Here is a 20,888-nt window from a genome sequence, read left to right as displayed (position 1 = left end):
CTCAGACGAGTGTGATCCAGTAATCCCAGAATCGTTCGAGGATCGCCAGCACCACGCCGGTGAACCACAGGGCCACCAGCGACCACCGCCATTGATACAGCACCCTGGCCCAGCGCTGAGATCCCAACGGCCGCAGGGCAATCGACGTGCTCACCACGAACAACGGAATCGTGACCGACCAGACCACCATGCAGTACGGGCATAACGCACCGATCCGGTACAGGCTCTGGAAGATCAGCCAGTGCACGAAGACCGCCCCCAACAGGCTGCCGAAGGCCAGACCACCCCAATACCAGCGCGGCAGCTCCACCTTGGCAACCGACAGCACTCCCGTCACCAACACCACGGTGAAGGCCACGATGCCGATAAGCGAATTGGGGAACCCGAAGGCCGAGGCCTGCTCGGTGGTCATCACCGAGCCACAGGAGATGATCGGGTTCAGGCTGCACGACGGGACATACGTCGGGTCGAGCAGGATCTCGATCTTCTCGATGGTCAGGGCCAGCGCGGCAGCCAGCCCGGCCACCCCGGCAACGAGGACGTACCAGGCGGTCGCGGGGCGAAGCGTCACTTCAGGCCCGGAACAGGTCCGGTGATATCCGTGACGGCCTTGATCAGGTCATCCGGCGTGGTGCCCTTGCCGATTTCCCAGTCCTTGCCATTGATCCGGATGGTGGGTGTGGCCTGGATGTTCAGCTTCGGACCGAGTTCCTTGACCATGTTGAGGTACTTCTTGTCCTTGATGCACGTGGAAACCGCATCGGACGCACCCACACTCTTGGCCTGATCGATCAACCACTTGTCGTCGTGCCAGGTCTTGGCGTTGACCTCGTCCGGCTGCTTACTGGGGTCGTACAGCAGCGAGTGGAACTTGAGGAACAGGTCATTGGACTGGTCTGCCACGCAGTAGGCCGCCGCAGATGCCCGCGATGAGTAGTCACGCTTGAGCCTGGGCACATCCAGGATGCCGACCATGTCATAGTCGGCCCGCACCGCGCCGGCATCGATGAGCTTCCTGACGGTGGGCCCGAATTCCTGCTCGAACATGGCGCAGGCGGGGCAGATCGGATCCTCGATGAGGGTCAGCACCACTTTCGGTTCGGTGGTTCCCTCTTTGGTGATGAGCTTGGCCGGGCCCGGAGTGACCACCTGGATCGCCTTGACCTCGCCTGCGGGCGGCGCGGGCGGGCCCGGGTCCTTCTTGTTACTGAGGACGATGAACCCGACCAACCCCACGGCGAACAGCACGACTATCGCCGTGAGCCCGATCTGAATCAGCTGGCTTCGGCGCTGCTCTGCCTTCTTGAGGTCGTAGCTAGGTGGTTGCTTCGGTTTGGCCACGCGAACAGCCTACCGGGCAGAATTAGCGGGACAGGTGAGCGCGTAGCGCCGACGTCAGCTCGTCCATGGCGTCCGATGGCGCCCCACCCAATCCGGCCATGTTGTAGAAGCCGTGAATCAACGGACCCTGTACCCGCAGGTCTACCGGCACTCCGGCGGCCCGTAGCTTCTCGGCGTATTCGTTGCCCTCATCGCGCAACGGATCAAAGCCCGCCGTCGTGATCAGCGCCGGGGGCAATCCGGCCAAGTCCGCGGCCAAAATCGGTGACACTTGGGGGTCTTCCTTGTCAACCTCGGACCCGTCCAGATAATGACTTTCGAATCCGTCCATGGCCGCCTTGGTGAGGAAGAAACCCTCGGCGAACAGATCGCGTGACGGCCTGCGCACGGTGAAGTCGACGGCCGGGTAGATCAAGAACTGCAGCAGCGGCAGCTGCGCGCCACTGTCACGCGCCTGCTGTGCGACGACCGCCGCCAGGTTGCCGCCCGCGCTGTCACCGCCCACCGCGATCCTGCCGGGTGCGACACCCAGATCGGCGGCATGCTCGACGGCCCACAGGTACGCGGCCAGGCAGTCCTGCGCGGCGGCGGGAGCCTTGTGTTCGGGAGCCAACCGGTAGTCCACCGACAACACCGAGACGCCGGCGTCACGACAGGTCTGCCGACATGGCTGGTCGTGGGTGTCCAAGTCACCGATCACCCAACCGCCGCCGTGGAAGAACACCAGCAGTGCCTGGGTGTGGTCGGTCACCGGCTTGTAGTGCCGGACCGCAATGGGCCCGGCAGGCCCGGGAATGGAGAAGTTGCGCACCTGCCCCACCGGGGTGCTGAACTGCAACAGGCCGGCCTGCTTGCGCATGCCGGCCCGGTTCGCCGCGACGTCCTCACCGCGGGATATCTCCCCCTCGCCCATGAGCTCCATACCGCGCAGCAAGAGCTGGGTTGTCGGGTCGAGGATGTTGCCGTCGATGATCACCTGACGACCGGCCATGGCCCGTCGAACGGGAGTCGGGATATGCGGTGTCGCGGCGGTGCTGGCACGCAGGGCGAAGTCGCGGAAAGGGCTCACGACACAACCGTAGCGAGAACTCCTAGGCTGCCGGTATGGATATCGGCATTGCCCTGCCTTTCATGTGCCGGGAGTACACCCGTGAGTCGACGATCACCTGGGCCCGCCTCGCCGACGAGGGACCGTTCTCCACGATCTCCTCGGGTGAACGCATCTCGTATCACAACCAGGACATGTGGGTAACGCTCGCGGCAGCGGCGGCAGTCACCGAAAGAGTCCGGATACTCGCGAATGTTTCTGTGCTGCCGGCACATCCGGTGCCACTGGTCGCCAAGCAGGCGACGACGCTGGACGTGTTGTCCGAGGGCCGGTTCACCCTCGGGGTGGGTGTCGGCGGCCGCGAACACGACTACCGCTCATTGGACGCGTCCTTCGAGCGCCGCCATCAGCGCCTCGATGACCAGGTGGCCGAGCTGCGCCGGTTGTGGCGGGGTGAGCCCCCGTTCGAGGGTGCCGACCCGGTGGGCCCGGCGCCCGTTCAGGCCGGTGGTCCGCCCATCGTGGCCGCCGCCATCGGCCCGAAATCCCTGGCTCGCGCGGCGCGCTGGGCCGACGGCATCACCGGATTCAGCGTCTCCGGTGCGCCTGCCGAGCTTGCCTACTCCGCCGGGGCCGCCCGGGCCGCCTGGCAAGAGGCAGGGCACGCCGAACCGCCGGTGCTCTCGAGCGGCTGCTTCTACACATTGGGCATTCCCGACGCCGAGTCCGAGCTCAAGCAGTTCACCCGCGACTACCTCGCGATCTTCGGAGCTCAGATAGCCGAGAACGTCCCGAAGACGTTGACCAACTTCGACGCTGACGCACTGAGCCGCACCCTCGACGGCGCCGAGGAAGCCGGGCTGGATGAGTTCATCCTCGTCCCGGGGGCCTCCGATATCGCGGTGATCGAAGCGACGATCGAACTCATCCAGCGGCGTTAGTCTGCGTATCCGGCGAATTGATCTCCCGCGCCGCGAAATCCGCGGCCTGGTTGGTCATTCCGTTGTCTCCATAGGAGCCGTGCGCGGCGTTGTCGGTGCCGTCCACAGAGCAGATCGGATCCTCGGGGGCGCACATATCGACGGTCTTGCTCGCGTAAAGGTGCCCGATATTGATCGGAGGGGCCGTGTTGTCGATGCGTTGCAAAAACCCACTGGAGGGCTTGCCGAACAGCGCTACCGCCGCGACATGATCGGCCACCTCGGGTGGCATCGGTCCGGTGATCCCCTCCGGCAGCTCGAAGCCCGGAGGCACCACATCGGCGGTGGTGTAAGCGACAACGGCCGCGCCCTGCGAGAACCCGCCCATCACGATCTTGGTATTGGGGCACCGTGCGGCAACGTCTTTGACGCGGTTGCTGGCATCGATGACACCGTCGGCAGCGGTGGCAAAGGCCAAGGATGCCGGGTACTCGACGGGATAGACCTCAACCGACTTACCCTTCGTCCGCGCACGCAGGGCATTGACGAACGCCTCCCCGGTGCCGCCGACGCCTGGCGGCTCAAAAGTTCCGCGCGCGAACACGACCTCGACATTGGGACACGCAGCAGCAACTGCGGACGGAATGCCAATGGGCGAACCAATGAGGGCAGACATCACCACAATGGCAAGTAACCAGCCCCACCGAACTCTCTTCATTAACGACCACCACCTGTCCGGGCTTCCGTCCCTGTTTACCACAGATTCAACGGTTGTGGACAGGTGTGCGCCGTCTCACCTACGCCCCGTGGCAACTGATGCCGATCGGGAGAATCTGCCGATTTATGTTGTGGTTCAGCAATTTCCGGCGACCGACACAGCGAACCTTCACCAGTAGGCAATCAGACAAAAAACGTAAGTTACGCGTATGAAAATAGGCGCGTTGACACCACCGTCCATGAACGATCCACAGTTCTCTCATAAGCGCTCAAGGAACACTCACCGTGGGCAGCTCTGCGCCGCCTCACGGATCGCGTTGGCCGACCGTTCGTCTATCGAAAGGTGATATCCACGAACCACTTCCGCGAACTGTGCGGAATATCGGCACCAGAGCGCCCTATTCTGCGGTACTCAGTTCGAGATACCGCCACCGATGAACACGTCTGAGGCCGAATACCCAAAGGCCTTGTGTTAGCTCTGAAGTTCTGTTCGTGTGTTACCGCGTGATTGCTTAACTGGCTTTGAGGATCTGGAGCGCAACACTTCGGCGGAGCGCTCGCACCACGCGTAGTTTTCGGCTTCGAATGCGCGGCCGCGCAGGCACGTCAGATAGGGACCTACGTGTGCAGACTTGCGTAGGAAGGATTCCTCGTCGAGTTCACCCCGCATGGTGTCGAGCAGACCGTCGTAGGCAGCAACCTTCCCGGCGGCGATCTGCGCTCGCTCTTCGAGTTGCTTCACCACTGCGGCTGGATCGATCGCATCAGCAGCTTGCACCATGACCATCAGGTCGTCGCGGATGAACGAGGGTTTACACGCCGCGGCCGCGAAATGCTCCAGCTCTTCGATTCCCGCGGCCGTTACGGTGAACATCCGTTTATTTGGGCGTTGTTGCTGAATTACCTGCCGCCCCGTGACCAGGCCCTGGTCTTCGAGCTTATTCAGTTCCAGGTAGAGCTGCTGGGGACCGGTTTGCCAGAAATTGGCGACACCGATGTCGAACGCTTTGGCCAGCTGGTAGCCGCTTTGTTCACCGTTTAGTAATGCCGCCAGCACGGCATGCCGCAATGCCATCAAAGCCTCCCTCAGGCAATCAACATATCAATGCGCCCAGCGCTGGTATGTCTCACGCTAATGCGGCGGGAGTTTCAATCACCTCAACCGCACTATTGACCGGACCTGGCGTCCAGCGCACGGCCGAGCGGATGCAATGATCGGCCGCAGACCCCGACGTAGTCATTCGGCCTTGAGACAGTTGAGTGTCGGCATTTTCGCTAGGCGCCCGTCACCAGAGGAGACCCCACGGATTCGGCGGCCGATCCATGGCGCCAAATAACCAATTGCCCAGCGGGTTTCGGTGACCAGGCCACGCTGGGGAGGTGGTCCCGGCGGAGGCTGAGCCCAGTCCTCATATCCCGGCACCGCGAGGCTGGATGCAACGCAACATGCGAGACGTTCGTGCCCGAGCGAGTTTAGGTGCAGTCGGTCGGGTGACCACGCACGCAAGTCCTCGAACACTGAGCCCGCTGGCAGCGTGGGCACCTGGGCACCATACCGGCGAGCTATGGCAGCAATTCCGGCGTTTAGTGCTGATACTCGTCGCGCCAGGAGCCGACCCGGAATGCTCAGCGCCGCAAGGTCAGGCGCGGAGATCACGAGCACGTCTATCTGTCTGGCCCGCAGAGGACGCACAATGCGGTCGAGAGTAGCTACCACAGCATCGGGGTCTGCACCCGGGCGCAGTACATCGTTGACTCCGGCTGTCACAGTCACCAAGTTCGGGAGATGCGCCAGGGCAGGCTCAAGCTGTTCGGTGAGTACCTCTTCTGCGCGCTTACCGCGCACAGCAAGGTTTGCGTACAGTACTTCGCCGTGATGGTTTGCCATCTTTTGCGCCAACCGATCTGCCCACCCCTTGGCCCGCCCATCAGGCCACGGGGTGTCGCCAATGCCCTCCGACAGACTGTCGCCGAGGGCCACATATCGACATGTCATTTCCGTTGAGTCCGACAGGCTCGGCTGATGATTCACCGCCTAGCCGTTACGCCGCCATCGACCGGAATGACCGCTCCGGTGATGTATGTACTTCCGGGTCCGAGCAGAAACTCCACCAACCCCGCGATGTCCGATGGGCGACCGACCCGACGCAACGGAATCTGAGCAGCGATGGCGTCTTCACCAAAAGCCAGTAGCGGAGCTGTCATTTTCGACGGGAACAGGCCAGGCGCAATGGCATTGACGAGAATCGCTGGGGCCAATTCACCGGCCAAGTGCTGTGTGAGCATGTGCACACCAGCCTTGCTGGCGCTGTAGGAGAAATTGGTAATACCCGGTTGTGGTGCGCGAAGTCCGTCGATGCTACCGATGTTCACAACTCGTGCGGGATCGTCAGGGCTGGAGGCCGCCATGAGGAGCGGCGTCAGCGACTGAGTCAACAGGAAGACTCCCTTGAGGTTCACCGAGAGCACACGGTCCCACGCGTCAGCCGGGAAGGTTTGAAATGGTGCACCCCAGTTGGCGCCGGCATTGTTGATCAGCGCATGCAACTTGTCTTCCCGTTCGCCGAACTCAGCGGCAAGCTTCGCTACACCAATAGTCGTGCCGAGATCGGCGGGTATGGCGTGCACTGCACCCAAGGCCGCCAGTTCTTCGGCAGCTGAACGTAGTTCGTCCCCCCTTCTGCTACTGATATAGACAGTGGCCCCCTGCAGTAGTAGCCCTTCGGTGATCATTCGGCCCACGCCGCGCCCACCTCCGGTAACGACAACGGTCTTTCCAGCGAGCGAGGATTGGCGTGTGCTCATCGGATCCTGCGCTTCGCGATCGCGCTGCTGATCATGAGTCTCTGAATTTCACTTGTGCCCTCAAAGATCGTGAAGATCTTTGCATCTCGAGCCCACCGTTCTACCGGGTAATCACGCGTATACCCATTTCCGCCGAGGATCTGGATTGCACGCTCGGTGGTGCGAACTGCCACCTCGCTTGCGCGCAACTTAGCCATGCTTCCCTCGCCACGCGTAAACGGGCGTTCAAGGGCCGCCATCGAGGCGGCGCGCCATACCAGCAGGCGCGCGGCGTCGATGTCGGTCGCCATATCAGCTAGGGCGAAAGCAATGGCCTGATTCTCGATGATCGGTCGCCCGAATTGCTCACGCATGCTTGCGTATTCCAGCGCGTATTCATATGCGGCACGCGCGATTCCAATGGCCATTGCGCCGTTGGCTGGTCGAGCTCGTTCAAAAATCGCCATGCCTGCCGGCACGCGCACTCGTTTGCCCTCGCGCACGGCGGCCAGCCGTTCTTCGAGCTGCTCCTTGCCGCCCAGGACATTATCGGCAGGAATCCGTACGTCTTCGAGGAGCACCTCGGCGGTGTGCGATGCGCGGATTCCATGCTTACGGAACTTCTGCCCCTGCCGAAGTCCACGTGTTCCGGGCGGTATGTAGAAGAGCGCATGGCCTCGGGCGCCGAGATCTGGGTCGGTTACCGCGTTCACAACGTGAACATCTGCGATGCCGCCGTTGGAAGCCCACGTCTTTACCCCGTTGAGTACCCATTCGCCGGTGGCTTGATCAAACTTCGCGCGCGTCCGGATTGCGGCGGCATCACTTCCCGCGCCGGGTTCACTGGCGCACAGTGCAGCGACGGCAGGTTCGGATGAGGTGCCGAAGAAAGACGGGAGCCACTGCCGGATCTGTTCCTCGGTGGCGGCACCGAAGAGCGCATAGACAGGCAGGTAGGTGCCGACCAAGGCCTGGCCGATCCCACCGTCACCCCAGAAAAGTTCCTCGGCCACGACAGGCATGAGCAGGCCCGTGGAATCGTCACGGGACTGAAGTGCAAACTCCTGTGAGTACAGCCCTGCCGCCGCTGCCTCGCGGATCACCTGCCAGGGCGTCTCCTCTCGTTCGTCGTACTCCGAGCCGACCGGCCGTATGTACTTTTCGGCAAACTCGTGTGCCCAAGTACGTGCCTCGGCGATCGCGGCGGGTAGGTCGACAAGCCCTGTCGCTGTCGAGCTGGCGGTTGTGGCGCTCATGCATTCCTCTTGTTGGCTGGTGTGGCGCCATTGCTCGCGAAATAGTCACGGCATAGCGCGAATTGGGGTCCATTGGGATATCTAACGCAGGGTGCCCGGAGATTCTGGCCACCTACGATGCTCCGAAAGATCTGGCGTTGGTGTTGAGTACCGTTGAGGTGCAGCTAGTTTGGCGATTCTTGTACTAGCCTGCCGCAGCTCCGTTGCGGCTCCGGGCGAGCGCCTTGTTTGCGAGCTTGCGACCGACTTCTGGGTCACCCACCGCGAAGCTGAGGATGTCAGCCAGCCGGACGATTTGTCCCGCAGCACCCCAGGTGCCCTCAGCGATGTCGGGTGTGAACACCCATACCCGTTGAGGGTCACGCGGGTGGTCGCCCTCCTCGGCATCCAACACCGCCGTGGTGATGTCCGAGACCATCGCCCTGCGTCGGTCATCGGTGAACTGGCCCTCAGGGGCAGCGGCATAGAACCGATAGCGTGGGGCTCCCGTCGCGGGCTTCCCCCCTACATAGACTTCTTCCGGGCGGTGCACTGAGACCCACGCTATGGACCGAACCAGCGGGTTTGCCGGATCGGCACCTTCGTGTCGCAACACGATATCGGTCAGTCTCGCGATGAGCGCCCGCTCGGCATCCGGCGATAGAGCGCCCTTCGGAATATAGGCATCAAGATTTGGCACAGGTACATCTCCTTGGGTTGTGATGACATTGAATTGCGTTGCAGCGAGTCATGTTCAAGGTCTTTTGCGAGTTCAAAGACACATGGACGAGATATGTTCAGAATGCGAGTGCGGACGCAGGTAGCAGCCCTTCCGCCACCAGTCCGGCCGCGACCTTCTGCGCCGCTGCGTCCAGAGCGCTGCGCGGCCGCAGCATCACGGTGAATTCCTGAATCAGACCGGCCTCGTCCAGCTGGACCAAGTCGATGCCGTGAACTTGCTTATCCCCCACGGTCGCCCGGAAGACCATCAAATGCGATTCGACACTGTTTCCCCCAGCAGTCTCGGCGGTACCCGCCAGCTCTCCCACGTACCGAAAGTCTTCAAATACCTGGGTAAGGAGCACGCCGAATACCTTGAGCACCACCGGACGTCCTACGAAAGCGGAGAACTTCATCGGACTGTAGAACCGAGCGTCTTCGATGAACAGCGGCTCGAGTGCAGATACGTCACGAGCCTCAACTGCGGCGCGGAAAAGATCAAGGGTCGTCACGTCAAAAGCCTTTCAATGTGTGGATCATAGTCATATTATTGACTATAACTACATATGACTATCCCGTCTAGGAGATTTTCGATGCGCACCCGACACATGGCACGCAAACAGTTGCTAGAGAACGAAACACAGCGCCTGCATCAGGGGAAAAAGGTTGCATCCTTGATTGCAATCTTCTTTCCGATGGCGAAGGGATGGACGAGCCGTGACGCCCACGGGCCGTCGCATGTGGGCCTCCCCCGAAACCGCGGTCATGTTGACAGGGCCGCCTCACCTACGCGTGCAGCCGCCGGGCTCCCGGAGGCAACCACGCGCACGACACATCGCACGCTGTGTGAAGCATTCCAATACAACGTCAGCACCTACCCGAATCGCGTCGCGATACGAACCCCGCGCGGCTCAGTCAGCATCACCTGGCGTGAGTATGGTGAACGCGTTCATGACATTGCCGCCGGCCTCGCCGCACTTGGCGTAAAGGCCGGTGACACTGTCGCGTTGATGCTCACGAATCGGCCTGAGTTCCATCTGTGCGACACCGCGGTGCTTCATACCGGGGCCACTCCCTTCTCGATGTACAACACCAACCCACCGGAAGTACTTGCCCACCTGTTCGACAACGCGCGCAACCGCATAGTGATCTGCGAAACGCAGTTCGTTGATCAGGTACGCGCAGCAATGCGGCAGGGAGGGAACGTCGAACGCATCATCTGCGTCGAAGACGGCGTTGACGGAACGATCGGTCTCTCTTCTGTAGAAGACATGCGGGAGAGCACCTTCGACTTCGACGCGACATGGCGGGCAGTAGAGGCATCCGACATCCTGACCATCGTCTACACCTCAGGCACCACAGGATTACCCAAGGGCGCTGAGCTGACCCATGAAAACTTTATGACCAACGCCGAAGCCCTCAAAGAACTCGCACCGATCGGTCCGCACGATCGAGTGGTCTCCTACCTACCAGACGCGCATGCTGCGAACAGATGGGTTGGCCACTACGCAAGTCTGCTTCTGGGGGTGCAGGTTACAACCCTGGCCGATATCAGCGAGATCATCAACGCGCTCAAAGAGATTCGACCGACAATCTTTATGGGTGTCCCTAGGATCTGGGTCAAGATAAAGTCGAGATTGGAGTCCCAGGTAGCGGCGGACCCCAACCCCCTCAGACGACGACTTACCGCTTGGGCACTACGAGTCGGCCAGGATAGCGCCCGCCGTCAATCCGACCAACAGCCCTCGACACCGTGGTCACGCGTACGACACGCCCTCGCCGATAGGCTCGTGCTGTCAAAGGTGCGCGCAACACTCGGTCTAGACGCCGTACAGCTCGGGGCATCCGGCGCCGCACCGATCCCGCCCGAAGTTCACACCTTCATTCTCGGCCTAGGCATCCCGGTCTGTGAGGCGTACGGATTGACCGAGACGAGTGCCATAGTCACCATCAACAAACCCGGGAACATGCGGATCGGTACCGTCGGACAAGCACTCACAAGCGCTGAGATCCGACTCGCCGAGGACGGCGAGCTACTCGTACGCGGCAAGCAAATCATGCGCGGCTACCGCAATGATCCCGAAAAAACCTCAGAAGTAATCGATTCCGATGGCTGGTTTCATACCGGCGACATCGCAACAATCGACCAAGACGGATTCGTCAAGATCGTCGATCGCAAGAAGGAGCTGATCATCAACTCCTCAGGCAAGAATATGTCACCTACCCGCATCGAGAACACGATGACCGTCGCATGTCGGCTCGCCGGCGCCGTGGTGGTCATCGGTGAACAGCGCCCCTACATCACAGCATTGGTGACCCTCGATGAAGCAGAGCTGAAAACATTTGCCGCACAAAACGATCTCGGGATCTCATCGCTAGCCGAATTGCGCAATCATCCTTTGGTCGCCGCTGAAGTCGCAGCCAACGTAGCAAAGGCCAACGCCAGATTGTCACGCGCCGAACAGGTCAAGAAGTACGCGATTCTGCCAGACACCTGGAGGCCCGGCGGCGACGAGCTGACACCCACCATGAAACTCAAGCGTACGCAGATCGCCGCTAAATACGCGACAGAAATCGAAGACCTGTATCGCTAACGGCACAACACGGGTGGTATCGCAGCAGCCACAGCCCTCGACGACACAGCAGTTCTCTTGTCAGCGCACGTAAGCACTCACCGCGGGCAGCTCTGCGCCGCCTCACGGATCGTGTTGGCCGACCGTTCGTCTATCGAAAGGTGATATCCGCGAACCACTTCCGCGAACTGCATGGAGTACTGACACCAAAACGCCTTGTTCGGCGGCATCCAGCTCGCGGGCGCCTGATCGCCCTTGTCCTTGTTGGCCTGCCCTTGTACCGCGATAAGGTTGGCGGGATCGTTGGCAAAGCGCCAACGCATCGACGGTTGCCAGTCTCGTGCACCCATATCCCATGCATAGGCCAACGGCACGATGTGGTCGATCTGCACGGCTTCACCGCTTTTCGGCCCACGCGTAAAAGCCACGTGCACTCCCGTGTACGGATCGAGCAGGGTGCCTGTACGTACCGCTTGAGGGCATCTGCGCGTGTACACAAAACTCTTGTCACCCAGGTCGCGATTCAGGATGTCGTTGCGGGTGTCGCAGCCGTTGTGCCCGCCCGGCGCGTCGGTGTCATCGGACCAGGCATCACCGAACTCGCTGCGTTGGTAATCCTTGCTCCGCACCCGTTTGGGCACTACGGCCACACCTGTCAACGGATCCTGGCCAGGGGCGAGAGTCGGCATGTTTGACTGTCCGGCAATGGCATTGGCACGTTGTAGCCGGTAACGAGTCGATACCTGATATGCCACCACCATCGCGATCGCCGCGGCGATGGCGACGATGAGAAGGGTGCGACTGTTCACGACTTGTCCAGGTACTCGATCTGATCGGTGACCAGGAAACGGCGCGCCATCGCGGCCAGCGCCGGTTGCTTCGTCAGCGTGGGATCGTCGGCACAGGCCCGCGCTGCCATGTCCCGAGCGGTCTCGATCATGTCGCGGTGATCGATAAGTGACAGCAGCCGCAAATTGACCGCGCGGCCGGACTGGTCACGTCCCAGCACATCGCCCTCGCGGCGCTCCTGCAGGTCCAACTCGGCCAGGGTGAACCCATCCAGTGTGTCCTGCACCGCCCGCAGTCGGCGACCCGCCGAACCAGCCGGGCTGCAGGGACTTACCAGCAGGCACAGGCCCTTGTTGCCGCCACGACCCACGCGACCGCGTAACTGGTGCAGCTGGCTGATGCCGAACCGATCGGCATCCATGATCAACATCACGGTGGCGTTCGGAACGTCCACACCGACCTCAATCACCGTGGTGCACACCAGAACATCGATCTCACCCGCGTTGAACGCCGTCATCACGGCATCCTTCTGCTCCGATGGCAGCCGTCCGTGCAGTAGTCCGATCCGCAGCCCCGGCAGCAATGAGCCACGAATGGTCTCGTACAACTCGGTGACGGGAACCGGGGGCGGACGCTTTTCCTCCGCCTCCTCCGGTCCCGAGTCTTTATCGTCGGCGTCGATCCGGGAGGCCACCACATAGGCCTGCCTGCCCGCGGCCACCTCTTCGGCGATCCGCTCCCAGCCCCGGGCAAGCCACCCCGGTTTTTCGCGCGTGAACACCGCCGTCGTGGTGATGGGTTGGCGCCCCCGGGGCAGTTCCCGCAGCGTCGAGGTCTCCAGGTCGCCGAACACCGTGAGTGCGACCGTACGCGGGATCGGAGTGGCCGTCATCACCAACAGGTGCGGCAGGATGCCTTCCGGAGCCTTGGCCCGCAACCTATCTCGCTGCTCGACACCGAAACGGTGCTGCTCGTCCACGACCACCAGGCCCAACTTGTGGAAGTCCACCGAGTCCTGCAGCAACGCGTGGGTGCCGATGACGATGCCCGCCAGTCCGGTCGCCACATCAGCCTTGATCTGTTTCTTGACCGCCGGCGACATCGAACCGGTAAGCAGCGCGATGCTGGTCGCATCGTCGGGAGCACCCAATTCGCCTGCGGTGGCTAAAGATCCGAGCATCGCTCGCAACGATCGGGCATGCTGAACCGCGAGAACCTCGGTGGGAGCCAGCAGAGCACACTGATATCCGGCGTCGATCGCCTGCATCATCGCCAGTAGCGCCACGATCGTCTTACCCGAGCCCACCTCACCCTGCAGTAGCCGGTTCATCGGCTTGACCCCGGAAAGGTCGTCACCGATTTCGGCAACAACCTGATGCTGCCCCTCGGTGAGCTCGAAGGGCAGCTGACCGAGCAGATCCGCGCGCAGCCCCGCGTCGCTGATCGGCATTGGCGGACCGGCGGAGGCGATATCGCTCCCGCGCCGCATGGCCAACGCCAGTTGCAGACCCAGCGCCTCATCGAATGCCAGACGCCTGCGTGCCCGCTTTTGTTCGGACGCATCCTCCGACGTGTGGATCTTGCGCAACGCCTCGTCGAGGGACATCAGGTTGTGCTCTTCCAGCACGGCTTGCGGCAGCGCCTCAGGCACCGGGTCCAGCTGAGCGAGTACCTGGTCGATACAGCGGTAGATATCCCAGCTTTCCAGGTTCTTGGTTGCGGGGTAGATAGGAAACACATTGCGCTGGAAGGCCGAAATGGCGGCGGATGCGTCGTGTGCCCCACCGGCGATACCGCGTAGCGCGGTGCTGCCGCGCGTTTCGGTGCTCTCCCCCAGCGCCGTTTCGAGCACCAGATAGTCGGGGTGGGTCAACTGGGGTTTACCCCGGAACTCCCCGACCGCACCCGAAAGCATCACCCGATTGCCCACCTCCAGGTCGCGTTTCACCTTGTGCGGGTGGAAGAACGTGGCCTGCACGGCATGTGGCGCGCTGCCCAACATGACGGAGAGGAACTGGCCCTTGCGATTACGCATGCTCTTCAGTTCCGCCGAGGTGATGAAACCCACCAGCGTGGTGTGCTCCCCAGGCTTGGCGCGTTCCCCGTCCTGCTCGTCACGCAGGCTGAAGTCAGTGCTGTATCGGCGTGGGTAATGGTGAAGAAGGTCTTCGACCGTCAGCAGACCGAATTCGGCATCGAGGACGTCGGAGGCCTTGTGGCCCAACACATGATCCAGGCGGTCGGAAAGATTTACCACTGTGCCCCGTCACTCAACACCGATGTGGACAATATCGGTGTGCTGCCCGGTGCGATAGATCATCACCTCGACGCCGCCGTGGTGCGATCGGGTGTGCTCGATCAATGACTCGGCAAGGGACTCATCCACCTTGTCCGACAGCAGCACCGTCACCAGCTCACCGCCGGAGGACAGCATGATGCTCACCAAAGCCTTTGTGGCATTGGCGACGTCATGGTTGAGCACCAGCACCTCGTCGCCGATGATGCCCATCGCGTCACCCGGCTCACAGGTGCCGGACCAGGTGAGAGCCCGCTCGGTAGCGACCCGCACCAACCCGAATCGGGTGGCACCCGCGGCGCGCGCCATGGTGTAACTGTCGTCGACCGCCATCCGTTCCGGGTCGTGCACCGCCAACGCCGCCAGCCCCTGCGCCATGGACGCCGACGGTAGCGGGATCACCGTGATTCCCCAGCCGCGCGCCGCCGCACAGACCGCCACCAATTCCTCGGCTGCCATCAAACCGTTGGGCAACACCATGATCTGGTGTGCCCCACTGTCAACTACCGCATCCAGCAGACGTTTCGCACTCGCCGGCGGTTCATCGACACGCAACACCTGGGCACCCTCGCTGGAGAAGAGCGTGGCTGCGCCGTCGCCCTCCGCCAACGCCAGCACCCGGCGGTGCCGATGCCGCCCATCGTGATGTCCCCCGCCCACATCACCGCGCAATGAGGAGATCTGGATCGACTGCGGAACGCCGAATTTCATCCCGGCCTCGATGGCCGCCCCGGCGTCATTGACGTGCGCATGTACGGAGTACCCCATCGAGCCGTCACCGGCGATGGCAATCGAATCCCCCATCGCGTCCAGCTGCGTGCGCAGATCGGCGATCTGCAGCTCGTCACAGCCGCACAGCAAGTACATGACTTCGAACTCGGGTGGCAGCTCACGCGGCGGATCCAGGTTCAGGCCGCCCGAACCGCGCGCCGGTCCGGACACCCACACCTGTGAGGGTGCGCTCTTCGGGGGTGACGGGCTGTACTCGCGGCGGGTCGGTAACTCCCCCGCCACCACGGATACCAGGGCGTCAAGGATGACGACCAGACCTCGCGCCCCGGCATCGACCACACCGTTGTCGGCAAGCACATCGAGCTGCTTGGGCGTCTTCTCCAGCGCGGACACCGCGGCATCGGCGGCGATGGTGACGAGCACGGGCAGATCGTCCGCCTGGGCGCCATCGGCGACCCGGTCAGCCGCCTCGGCGGCGGCGGCGAGCACCGACACGATGGTGCCCTCGACGGGCGTGCTCATCGAGGCGATGACGAACTGCGTCGCCTGACGCAGCGCGCGGCGCACCACCTCGGCCCCGATGAAGTCCTGATCATCGGCGGCGTCGGCGATGCCGCGCACGATCTGCGACAGGATGACCCCGGAGTTGCCGCGGGCGCCATGAACTGCGCCTCGGGCCAGCGCCGCGGCGACCTGCGCAACCGTGGCGCCCTCGCCCAGCGCCTCGGCAGCGTTGACCGCCGAGCGCATGGTGAACAGCATGTTCGTGCCGGTATCGGCATCGGCGACCGGGAACACATTCAATCGGTTGATCTCGTCGCTGCGAGAGATCAGTCCCTCGACAGAGGCGCGCGCCCAATCGAGCAGCGCGGCGCTATCCAATACCGAGAGCCGCATGTGGGAAAGCCTATCTACCGGAGCTGACAGAGTTGAATGGTCTCGACGAAGCTGGGGATCCGCCCTCCGCCGGAGGCCTCATCTTTACCCACATCATCTTCGCCTCAGCGGCTCCTCTACACCCATTTTGGTGTTCACGGGCCGGTCAAGCTATCCTTGCAGGGTTGTGGGCCACCCTGACTGAACAGGTCGTTGGCCGGAATCGCGAGTTTGAGGAGTTTCACTATGGCTGCCGTCTGCGACGTGTGCGGCAAGGGACCCGGCTTCGGCAAGTCGGTTTCGCACTCGCATCGGCGTACCAACCGTCGCTGGAACCCGAACATCCAGACGGTTCACGCCGTCACCTCCCCCGGTGGCAACAAGCAGCGCGTCAACGCCTGCACCTCCTGCATCAAGGCCGGCAAGGTAGTCCGCGGCGCGTAAGCGGCGTGAACCACTGTGTCTTCGCAGTCTGCTGATTACGTCGCCGTTCACAACGGCGTTCTGCACATCACCGTCGCTACTGCGGCCGCTGGTACGTCACTGGACTTCGCCGGTGTAGATGCGGCAGTACCACTGCTGCGCGATCTGCCGACCGAGGTCGGTGCGATCCTGCTGAACAGCAGTGGAGCGAACTTCTGCGCGGGCGGCAATGTGCGCGACTTCGCGTCTGCCGAAGATCGGGCAGCCAAGCTCGACGACCTCGCCGGTCGACTGCATGACTTCGTCCGCGCGGTGGATGCCGCCGATCGCCCCGTGGTGGCCTCGGTGCACGGATGGGCAGCCGGAGGCGGGTTGAGCCTGGTGCTACTCGCCGATATCGCGATCGGTGGCGAATCAACCAAGCTGCGCGCCGCCTACCCGGGAATCGGGTACTCCTCTGACGGTGGCATGTCCTGGGCACTGCCCCGAGTTGTCGGCAAGGCCCGCGCCGCCGACATTCTGCTCACAGACCGGGTTGTCGAGGCTTCTGAGGCACTGTCCATCGGGCTGCTGAGCCGCGTGGTCGCCGACGACGAAGTCCAGGCAACCGCTGTGGCCACCGCCGAGAAGCTGGCGGCCGGTCCCCGCGAGGCGCAGAACCGTATCCGACGGCTGCTGCGTCTGAGCGCCAACAACACCCTCGACGCACAACTGGACCTGGAGCAGGCCAGCATCGCCGAGGCGTCGGTCAGCCCGACGGGTATCGAGGGCGTCGATGCCTTCGTCGGCAAGCGCAAGCCCGTCTGGCCCTGATCTAGCTGACCGCGACGGTCTTCGCGCAAGCGCTCATCCCCGTTCGACGGTCTTCGCGCAAGCGCTCATCCCCGCAGCTTCTTGCGAATCCAGTTCACAACCCACGGGATCGCGACCATATCCGCGGTGACATGCTCACCGGGCAGCGCCCAATAGTCGACCTCAGCGCCATTGGCACGCCACGTATCGCGCAACGCCAAGGCTCCCTCTTCGGGAATGAACAAATCGCCGATCGCCTTGCTGCGTGAGCCGTGATACAGCAGCACCGGCATGGTCGGGGTGAGGGCACCCGGCCGGTTGGCGGCGATAACGTGTTGCCCCAGCTCCGATTCGAACGGCTTCGTTATCGCCGAGAGCAGGTCGAGATCGAACCGCAGTAGACCCGCCGCGGCCAGTGGAGGCTGCGGCATGTCCCTGGCCAGGATTGCGCAGTAGAGCGCGAAGTCGCCGAAAATCTGTACCAATTCCGGGAACTCGCGGGCCTGACCGATGGTGGCGGCAGCGAAAAGCCCCGCCCCCAAACCTCGGTTCATGCTGCCGTACAGCAGGGCGTAATCGGTAGGCGTTCCTCCGGCGGCTGCGGCTGCGATGCGTAACTCCGGTGCGTACGTCGGCTGCAACTGCGCCGCCCACGCGGTGGCGATTGCTCCACCGCTGTATCCATGCATGACGATCGGCGAGTCCGCGAGATCTGGTCTTTCGGAAAGCATTCCACGCACCGAGTCCAGTACCGCGTGTCCCGCCATCTTCCCGGCCGCATACGACATTCGCGGGCCTTCGTGATCCGGGAACAGCACTGCATAGTTCTGTGCCGACAGAAACGGGAACATCGGCGGGTTGTCCCGGTACCACAGGTGCGTCAAGCGATAGGACGGCGTGAACTTCAGTCCCAGAGAGTTGATCGCCTGGTTGCGCACCACCACCGGACGCGAACCCGGCCCATGCCACGGACGCTCCGGCTCGATCAGCGCCGCGGTCACGGGCACGGCATTGCCGGCGGTATCGGTGGAGCGCACCATGATCCGCTGCATGGTCGCCCTGCGTAGCGGAAGGCGCGGCGACACCTGGTCGGTACGGATGACCTCCCCCGGCTGCAGCAGACTCAGATCGCCTGGATCACTGTAGAAGTCGTCGCCCGTGATCGGCGTCGGAAGGATGGCCGAGTAGGGGTCGGCGAGTTGTTCGGCTGAGAGCCGGCGCGCGGCCCAGTCGTTGAGCCGATCCACCACGGCCGGGCTGCGCAGCGCGGTACCGCCCGTCGCCAGGGCGGCCGTCGCACCGCCCAGGGCCGCCAATGCTCCTGTCGACCAACGCATTACGGCAACCGCCAATCGATCGGCTGGGCACCCAACCCGACGAGCAGTTCGTTGGACCGGCTGAAGGGCTTGGAGCCGAAGAATCCGCGTGAGGCCGACAATGGCGACGGATGTACCGATTCGATCGTGGGCACCCCCGCCCCCAACATCGGCTTGAGTGTGGCCGCATCGCGTCCCCACAGAATGGCGACCAACGGTGTGCCCCGCTCGACGAGCGCCCGGATGGCACATTCGGTCACCGTCTCCCAGCCCTTACCGCGGTGTGAGGCCGGGCTGCTTGGTTGCACCGTCAGCACCCTGTTCAACAGCATCACCCCCTGCTGCGACCACGGCGTGAGGTCGCCGTTGGCGGGCTTGGACAGACCAAGATCGCTCTGGTACTCGTCAAAGATGTTGGCCAGGCTGCGCGGCACCGGCCGCACATCGGCCGCCACCGAGAAACTCAGCCCCATGGCGTGCCCGGGCGTCGGATAGGGATCTTGCCCGACGATGAGCACCCGAACGTCTGCCAACGGATAGGTGAAGGCGCGCAGCACGTTTGCCCCGGTGGGTAGATATCCGCGGCCGGAGGAATTCTCCTCGCGGAGGAACTCTCCCATCTTGGTCACCTGATCGGCTACGGGGCGCAGCGCGTCGGCCCAGCCCGGATCAATCAGCTCGGCGAGAGGTCGGGCGGTCACGAAGAGTCAACTTAGCTCACGGATGAGCCGCATGCGCGAAGACCTCTGGTCCGGATGAGCCGCATGCGCGAAGACCTCAAGCGAACGAGTCCCACCCGGTTGCTCGAGTCCACGCGGCACCGTCGACCGTCACTCCCACATCCCCCACCGTCACCCGGCCGATGGCAACCCAGCCCGCCGGGACGGCCCCCGGAAACGTCGCGACAAGGGCGTGGTCCTCTCCGCCGGTCAAGATCCACTCCCAGGGATCGGCGCCGAGCAGCGCCGCGGCACCGGCCAACGGCGCCAAGTACGGCTCCATGCTCGGTGTGCTCAGGTCGATGTGGACCGCGCTCAACTCCGCGATATGTGCCAGATCTGCCAACAGACCGTCGGAGACGTCCGTCATCGCCGTCGCTCCGGCCAGCGCGGCGGCCGGCCCCTGTCCGTACGGCGGCTCAGGCACCAGATGCACCCGTCGCAGCTCAGAGAATTCGTCAATCCCGTCCTGCCACAACCGGAGTCCGGCCGCTGAGGTGCCCAGCACGCCGCAGACCGCGACGGTATCCCCTACCGTGGCTCCGCTACGCGTCACCGGTGTGCGCCCCTGAAGGTCGCCGAGCACCGTCACCGAGACCACCAGTTCACGCGAGCTCACCAAATCTCCACCCGCGATCGATGCCCCCACCCGGGTCGCCTCGGCCCAGACTCCCTCATTGAGCTGGTCAAGGAACTCGATATCCGTCTGGGCGGGTGCACCCACCGCGACCACGAAGGCTGTGACCCGCCCGCCCATCGCCTCGATATCCGCGGCGTTCTGCGCCACCGCTTTTCGGCCGATATCCGAAGGGGACGACCATTCGAACCGAAAATGCCTGTCCTGCACCAACATATCTGTGGAAACCACCACTCGACCGTCGGGCGCGGCAACCACCGCGGCGTCGTCCCCCGGACCGAGTAACACGTCGGCACTGAGATCACGACCCGCGGTGAGACGGCTGATCACGCCGAACTCGCCGGTATCGCCCAGATTTGGCACTCGGTTAGTGTAGGCCCGTGCAATCCGAAGACGGCCCACCACGCAAGCTCCTCATCGGCATCGCGGTGTTCGGTGCCGTCGCCGCCTTGGCCGTGCTCTTCGGTGTGCTGAAGTTCGCACAGTTCCAGGACGACAAAAAGCCCCTGGCGGTCACCAACATCCCAGCACCACAAGCCAATTCACCGCTGTGTATCGACATGACCAAGGCGTATCCCGGCAACATGGCGGGAGATTGGAAGCGGGCGCAGATCCTCGAACCCAAGCCGCCGGCCACGGCCGCATGGCGCCGGGGCAAAGATTCCCTGGTCGCACGCTGCGGCGTCGACCGGCCTGCCGAGTTCGCCGTCGGCACCTCTGTAGAGCAGGTCAACTCCGTGCAGTGGTTTCGGGTCACCGATGCCGCGATCGCAACCACGACCTGGTTCGCCGTGGACCGCGGCGTCTATATCGCGCTGACCATGCCCGATGGTTCGGGTTCGGAGCCCGTGGTCGAGATGTCCGACGCCATCGCCAAAGCGCTACCCGCCGTCAAACCCGACCCGAATCCCCTGCCTCGCTGAATCAGGCGTGGCACCCCACCGCGAACATGCCCGAATATCCGGCAATC

The 20,888-nt window shown here is 63.1% G+C and carries 21 protein-coding genes; 5 read left to right on the top strand and 16 right to left on the bottom strand.

Annotation, left to right across the window (positions count from 1 at the left end):
• Position 1: 1 nt before the first annotated feature.
• Genes BKG76_RS19225 through BKG76_RS19215 form a run of 3 tightly spaced genes read right to left on the bottom strand, consistent with a single transcriptional unit; the run spans position 2 to position 2,410 of the window.
• The gene (locus tag BKG76_RS19225) at positions 2 to 571 is read right to left on the bottom strand and encodes a vitamin K epoxide reductase family protein (protein ID WP_070939012.1); all 570 of its coding nucleotides are present in this window, start codon (positions 569 to 571) and stop codon (positions 2 to 4) included.
• Entirely contained in the window at positions 568 to 1,341 is a 774-nt protein-coding gene (locus BKG76_RS19220) for a DsbA family protein (protein ID WP_070939011.1), read from the bottom strand. Before BKG76_RS19220 ends, BKG76_RS19225 begins: the two co-directional genes overlap by 4 nt.
• Positions 1,342 to 1,363: 22 nt before the next feature.
• Positions 1,364 to 2,410 (bottom strand): alpha/beta hydrolase, encoded by a 1,047-nt coding sequence (locus tag BKG76_RS19215; RefSeq protein WP_070939010.1) that lies wholly within the window; start codon positions 2,408 to 2,410, stop codon positions 1,364 to 1,366.
• Positions 2,411 to 2,445: 35 nt separating this feature from the next.
• Between BKG76_RS19215 and BKG76_RS19210 the strand changes: the two genes are divergently transcribed.
• On the top strand, positions 2,446 to 3,330 hold the full coding sequence (locus tag BKG76_RS19210; protein ID WP_070939009.1) for an LLM class flavin-dependent oxidoreductase: 885 nt from the start codon (positions 2,446 to 2,448) through the stop codon (positions 3,328 to 3,330).
• Here BKG76_RS19210 and BKG76_RS19205 read toward each other — a convergent pair.
• The 7 genes from BKG76_RS19205 to BKG76_RS19175 all read right to left on the bottom strand — a co-directional run bounded on the left by BKG76_RS19205 (position 3,314) and on the right by BKG76_RS19175 (position 9,277).
• Entirely contained in the window at positions 3,314 to 4,027 is a 714-nt protein-coding gene (locus BKG76_RS19205; RefSeq protein WP_070939008.1) for a cutinase family protein, read from the bottom strand. The genes BKG76_RS19210 and BKG76_RS19205 overlap by 17 nt on opposite strands.
• Before the next feature lie 471 nt (positions 4,028 to 4,498).
• Positions 4,499 to 5,101, bottom strand: coding sequence for a PadR family transcriptional regulator (locus BKG76_RS19200; protein ID WP_070939007.1), 603 nt, complete (start codon positions 5,099 to 5,101; stop codon positions 4,499 to 4,501).
• A gap of 162 nt (positions 5,102 to 5,263) precedes the next feature.
• A complete protein-coding gene (locus tag BKG76_RS24585; RefSeq protein WP_083338136.1) occupies positions 5,264 to 6,022 on the bottom strand; it encodes an SGNH/GDSL hydrolase family protein in 759 nt (252 codons plus the stop codon).
• Between the two features lie 32 nt (positions 6,023 to 6,054).
• Positions 6,055 to 6,831 (bottom strand): SDR family oxidoreductase, encoded by a 777-nt coding sequence (locus BKG76_RS19190; RefSeq protein ID WP_070939005.1) that lies wholly within the window; start codon positions 6,829 to 6,831, stop codon positions 6,055 to 6,057.
• The gene (locus tag BKG76_RS19185) at positions 6,828 to 8,066 is read right to left on the bottom strand and encodes an acyl-CoA dehydrogenase family protein (protein ID WP_070939004.1); all 1,239 of its coding nucleotides are present in this window, start codon (positions 8,064 to 8,066) and stop codon (positions 6,828 to 6,830) included. Before BKG76_RS19185 ends, BKG76_RS19190 begins: the two co-directional genes overlap by 4 nt.
• A 184-nt stretch (positions 8,067 to 8,250) precedes the next feature.
• Positions 8,251 to 8,745, bottom strand: a complete 495-nt coding sequence (locus BKG76_RS19180; protein WP_070939003.1) for a tautomerase family protein — start codon at positions 8,743 to 8,745, stop codon at positions 8,251 to 8,253.
• A gap of 97 nt (positions 8,746 to 8,842) precedes the next feature.
• Positions 8,843 to 9,277 carry a nuclear transport factor 2 family protein gene (locus BKG76_RS19175; RefSeq protein ID WP_070939002.1) on the bottom strand — a complete coding sequence of 145 codons (435 nt, stop codon included), beginning with the start codon at positions 9,275 to 9,277 and terminating at the stop codon, positions 8,843 to 8,845.
• Positions 9,278 to 9,373: 96 nt separating this feature from the next.
• Between BKG76_RS19175 and BKG76_RS19170 the strand changes: the two genes are divergently transcribed.
• Complete coding sequence (locus BKG76_RS19170) at positions 9,374 to 11,359, top strand: AMP-dependent synthetase/ligase (protein ID WP_236737584.1); 1,986 nt, start codon at positions 9,374 to 9,376, stop codon at positions 11,357 to 11,359.
• Positions 11,360 to 11,436: 77 nt separating this feature from the next.
• Here BKG76_RS19170 and BKG76_RS19165 read toward each other — a convergent pair whose 3' ends face one another.
• From BKG76_RS19165 to BKG76_RS19155, 3 genes are read right to left on the bottom strand one after another with little or no spacing between them, the layout of a single operon-like run.
• Positions 11,437 to 12,147 (bottom strand): HNH endonuclease family protein, encoded by a 711-nt coding sequence (locus tag BKG76_RS19165; RefSeq protein ID WP_070939001.1) that lies wholly within the window; start codon positions 12,145 to 12,147, stop codon positions 11,437 to 11,439.
• Positions 12,144 to 14,384, bottom strand: a complete 2,241-nt coding sequence (gene recG, locus BKG76_RS19160; RefSeq protein ID WP_070939000.1) for an ATP-dependent DNA helicase RecG — start codon at positions 14,382 to 14,384, stop codon at positions 12,144 to 12,146. Before recG ends, BKG76_RS19165 begins: the two co-directional genes overlap by 4 nt.
• Positions 14,385 to 14,393: 9 nt before the next feature.
• Positions 14,394 to 16,052, bottom strand: coding sequence for a DAK2 domain-containing protein (locus BKG76_RS19155; protein ID WP_070938999.1), 1,659 nt, complete (start codon positions 16,050 to 16,052; stop codon positions 14,394 to 14,396).
• A gap of 225 nt (positions 16,053 to 16,277) precedes the next feature.
• Between BKG76_RS19155 and rpmB the strand changes: the two genes are divergently transcribed.
• Complete coding sequence (rpmB, locus tag BKG76_RS19150; protein WP_005056915.1) at positions 16,278 to 16,475, top strand: 50S ribosomal protein L28; 198 nt, start codon at positions 16,278 to 16,280, stop codon at positions 16,473 to 16,475.
• 15 nt (positions 16,476 to 16,490) lie between these two features.
• On the top strand, positions 16,491 to 17,267 hold the full coding sequence (locus BKG76_RS19145; protein ID WP_070938998.1) for an enoyl-CoA hydratase/isomerase family protein: 777 nt from the start codon (positions 16,491 to 16,493) through the stop codon (positions 17,265 to 17,267).
• Between the two features lie 65 nt (positions 17,268 to 17,332).
• Here BKG76_RS19145 and BKG76_RS19140 read toward each other — a convergent pair whose 3' ends face one another.
• The 3 genes from BKG76_RS19140 to BKG76_RS19130 form a co-directional block, all read right to left on the bottom strand.
• Positions 17,333 to 18,583, bottom strand: coding sequence for a lipase family protein (locus BKG76_RS19140; protein WP_070938997.1), 1,251 nt, complete (start codon positions 18,581 to 18,583; stop codon positions 17,333 to 17,335).
• A complete protein-coding gene (locus tag BKG76_RS19135) occupies positions 18,583 to 19,263 on the bottom strand; it encodes a uracil-DNA glycosylase (protein WP_070938996.1) in 681 nt (226 codons plus the stop codon). The genes BKG76_RS19140 and BKG76_RS19135 overlap by 1 nt, the downstream gene beginning before the upstream one ends.
• A 76-nt stretch (positions 19,264 to 19,339) precedes the next feature.
• Positions 19,340 to 20,281 carry a thiamine-phosphate kinase gene (locus BKG76_RS19130; protein WP_070938995.1) on the bottom strand — a complete coding sequence of 314 codons (942 nt, stop codon included), beginning with the start codon at positions 20,279 to 20,281 and terminating at the stop codon, positions 19,340 to 19,342.
• A 17-nt stretch (positions 20,282 to 20,298) separates the two neighbouring features.
• Between BKG76_RS19130 and BKG76_RS19125 the strand changes: the two genes are divergently transcribed.
• Positions 20,299 to 20,841, top strand: a complete 543-nt coding sequence (locus BKG76_RS19125; RefSeq protein WP_070938994.1) for a DUF3515 domain-containing protein — start codon at positions 20,299 to 20,301, stop codon at positions 20,839 to 20,841.
• The last annotated feature ends 47 nt before the right edge of the window (positions 20,842 to 20,888 follow it).

It is taken from the genome of Mycobacteroides franklinii (assembly GCF_001853795.1).
Lineage (GTDB): Bacteria > Actinomycetota > Actinomycetes > Mycobacteriales > Mycobacteriaceae > Mycobacterium > Mycobacterium franklinii.
Note: the sequence above shows the minus strand (reverse complement) of the source record. Positions and strands in the feature narration are given on the sequence as shown.

Coding starts and splice junctions, on each gene's coding strand:
- BKG76_RS19210 (WP_070939009.1), top strand. CDS start 2,446: ATGGATATCGGCATTGCCCTGCCTTTCATGTGCCGGGAGTACACCCGT.
- BKG76_RS19205 (WP_070939008.1), bottom strand. CDS start 4,027: ATGAAGAGAGTTCGGTGGGGCTGGTTACTTGCCATTGTGGTGATGTCT.
- BKG76_RS19200 (WP_070939007.1), bottom strand. CDS start 5,101: ATGGCATTGCGGCATGCCGTGCTGGCGGCATTACTAAACGGTGAACAA.
- BKG76_RS24585 (WP_083338136.1), bottom strand. CDS start 6,022: ATGACATGTCGATATGTGGCCCTCGGCGACAGTCTGTCGGAGGGCATT.
- BKG76_RS19190 (WP_070939005.1), bottom strand. CDS start 6,831: ATGAGCACACGCCAATCCTCGCTCGCTGGAAAGACCGTTGTCGTTACC.
- BKG76_RS19185 (WP_070939004.1), bottom strand. CDS start 8,066: ATGAGCGCCACAACCGCCAGCTCGACAGCGACAGGGCTTGTCGACCTA.
- BKG76_RS19170 (WP_236737584.1), top strand. CDS start 9,374: ATGGCACGCAAACAGTTGCTAGAGAACGAAACACAGCGCCTGCATCAG.
- BKG76_RS19155 (WP_070938999.1), bottom strand. CDS start 16,052: ATGCGGCTCTCGGTATTGGATAGCGCCGCGCTGCTCGATTGGGCGCGC.
- rpmB (WP_005056915.1), top strand. CDS start 16,278: ATGGCTGCCGTCTGCGACGTGTGCGGCAAGGGACCCGGCTTCGGCAAG.
- BKG76_RS19140 (WP_070938997.1), bottom strand. CDS start 18,583: ATGCGTTGGTCGACAGGAGCATTGGCGGCCCTGGGCGGTGCGACGGCC.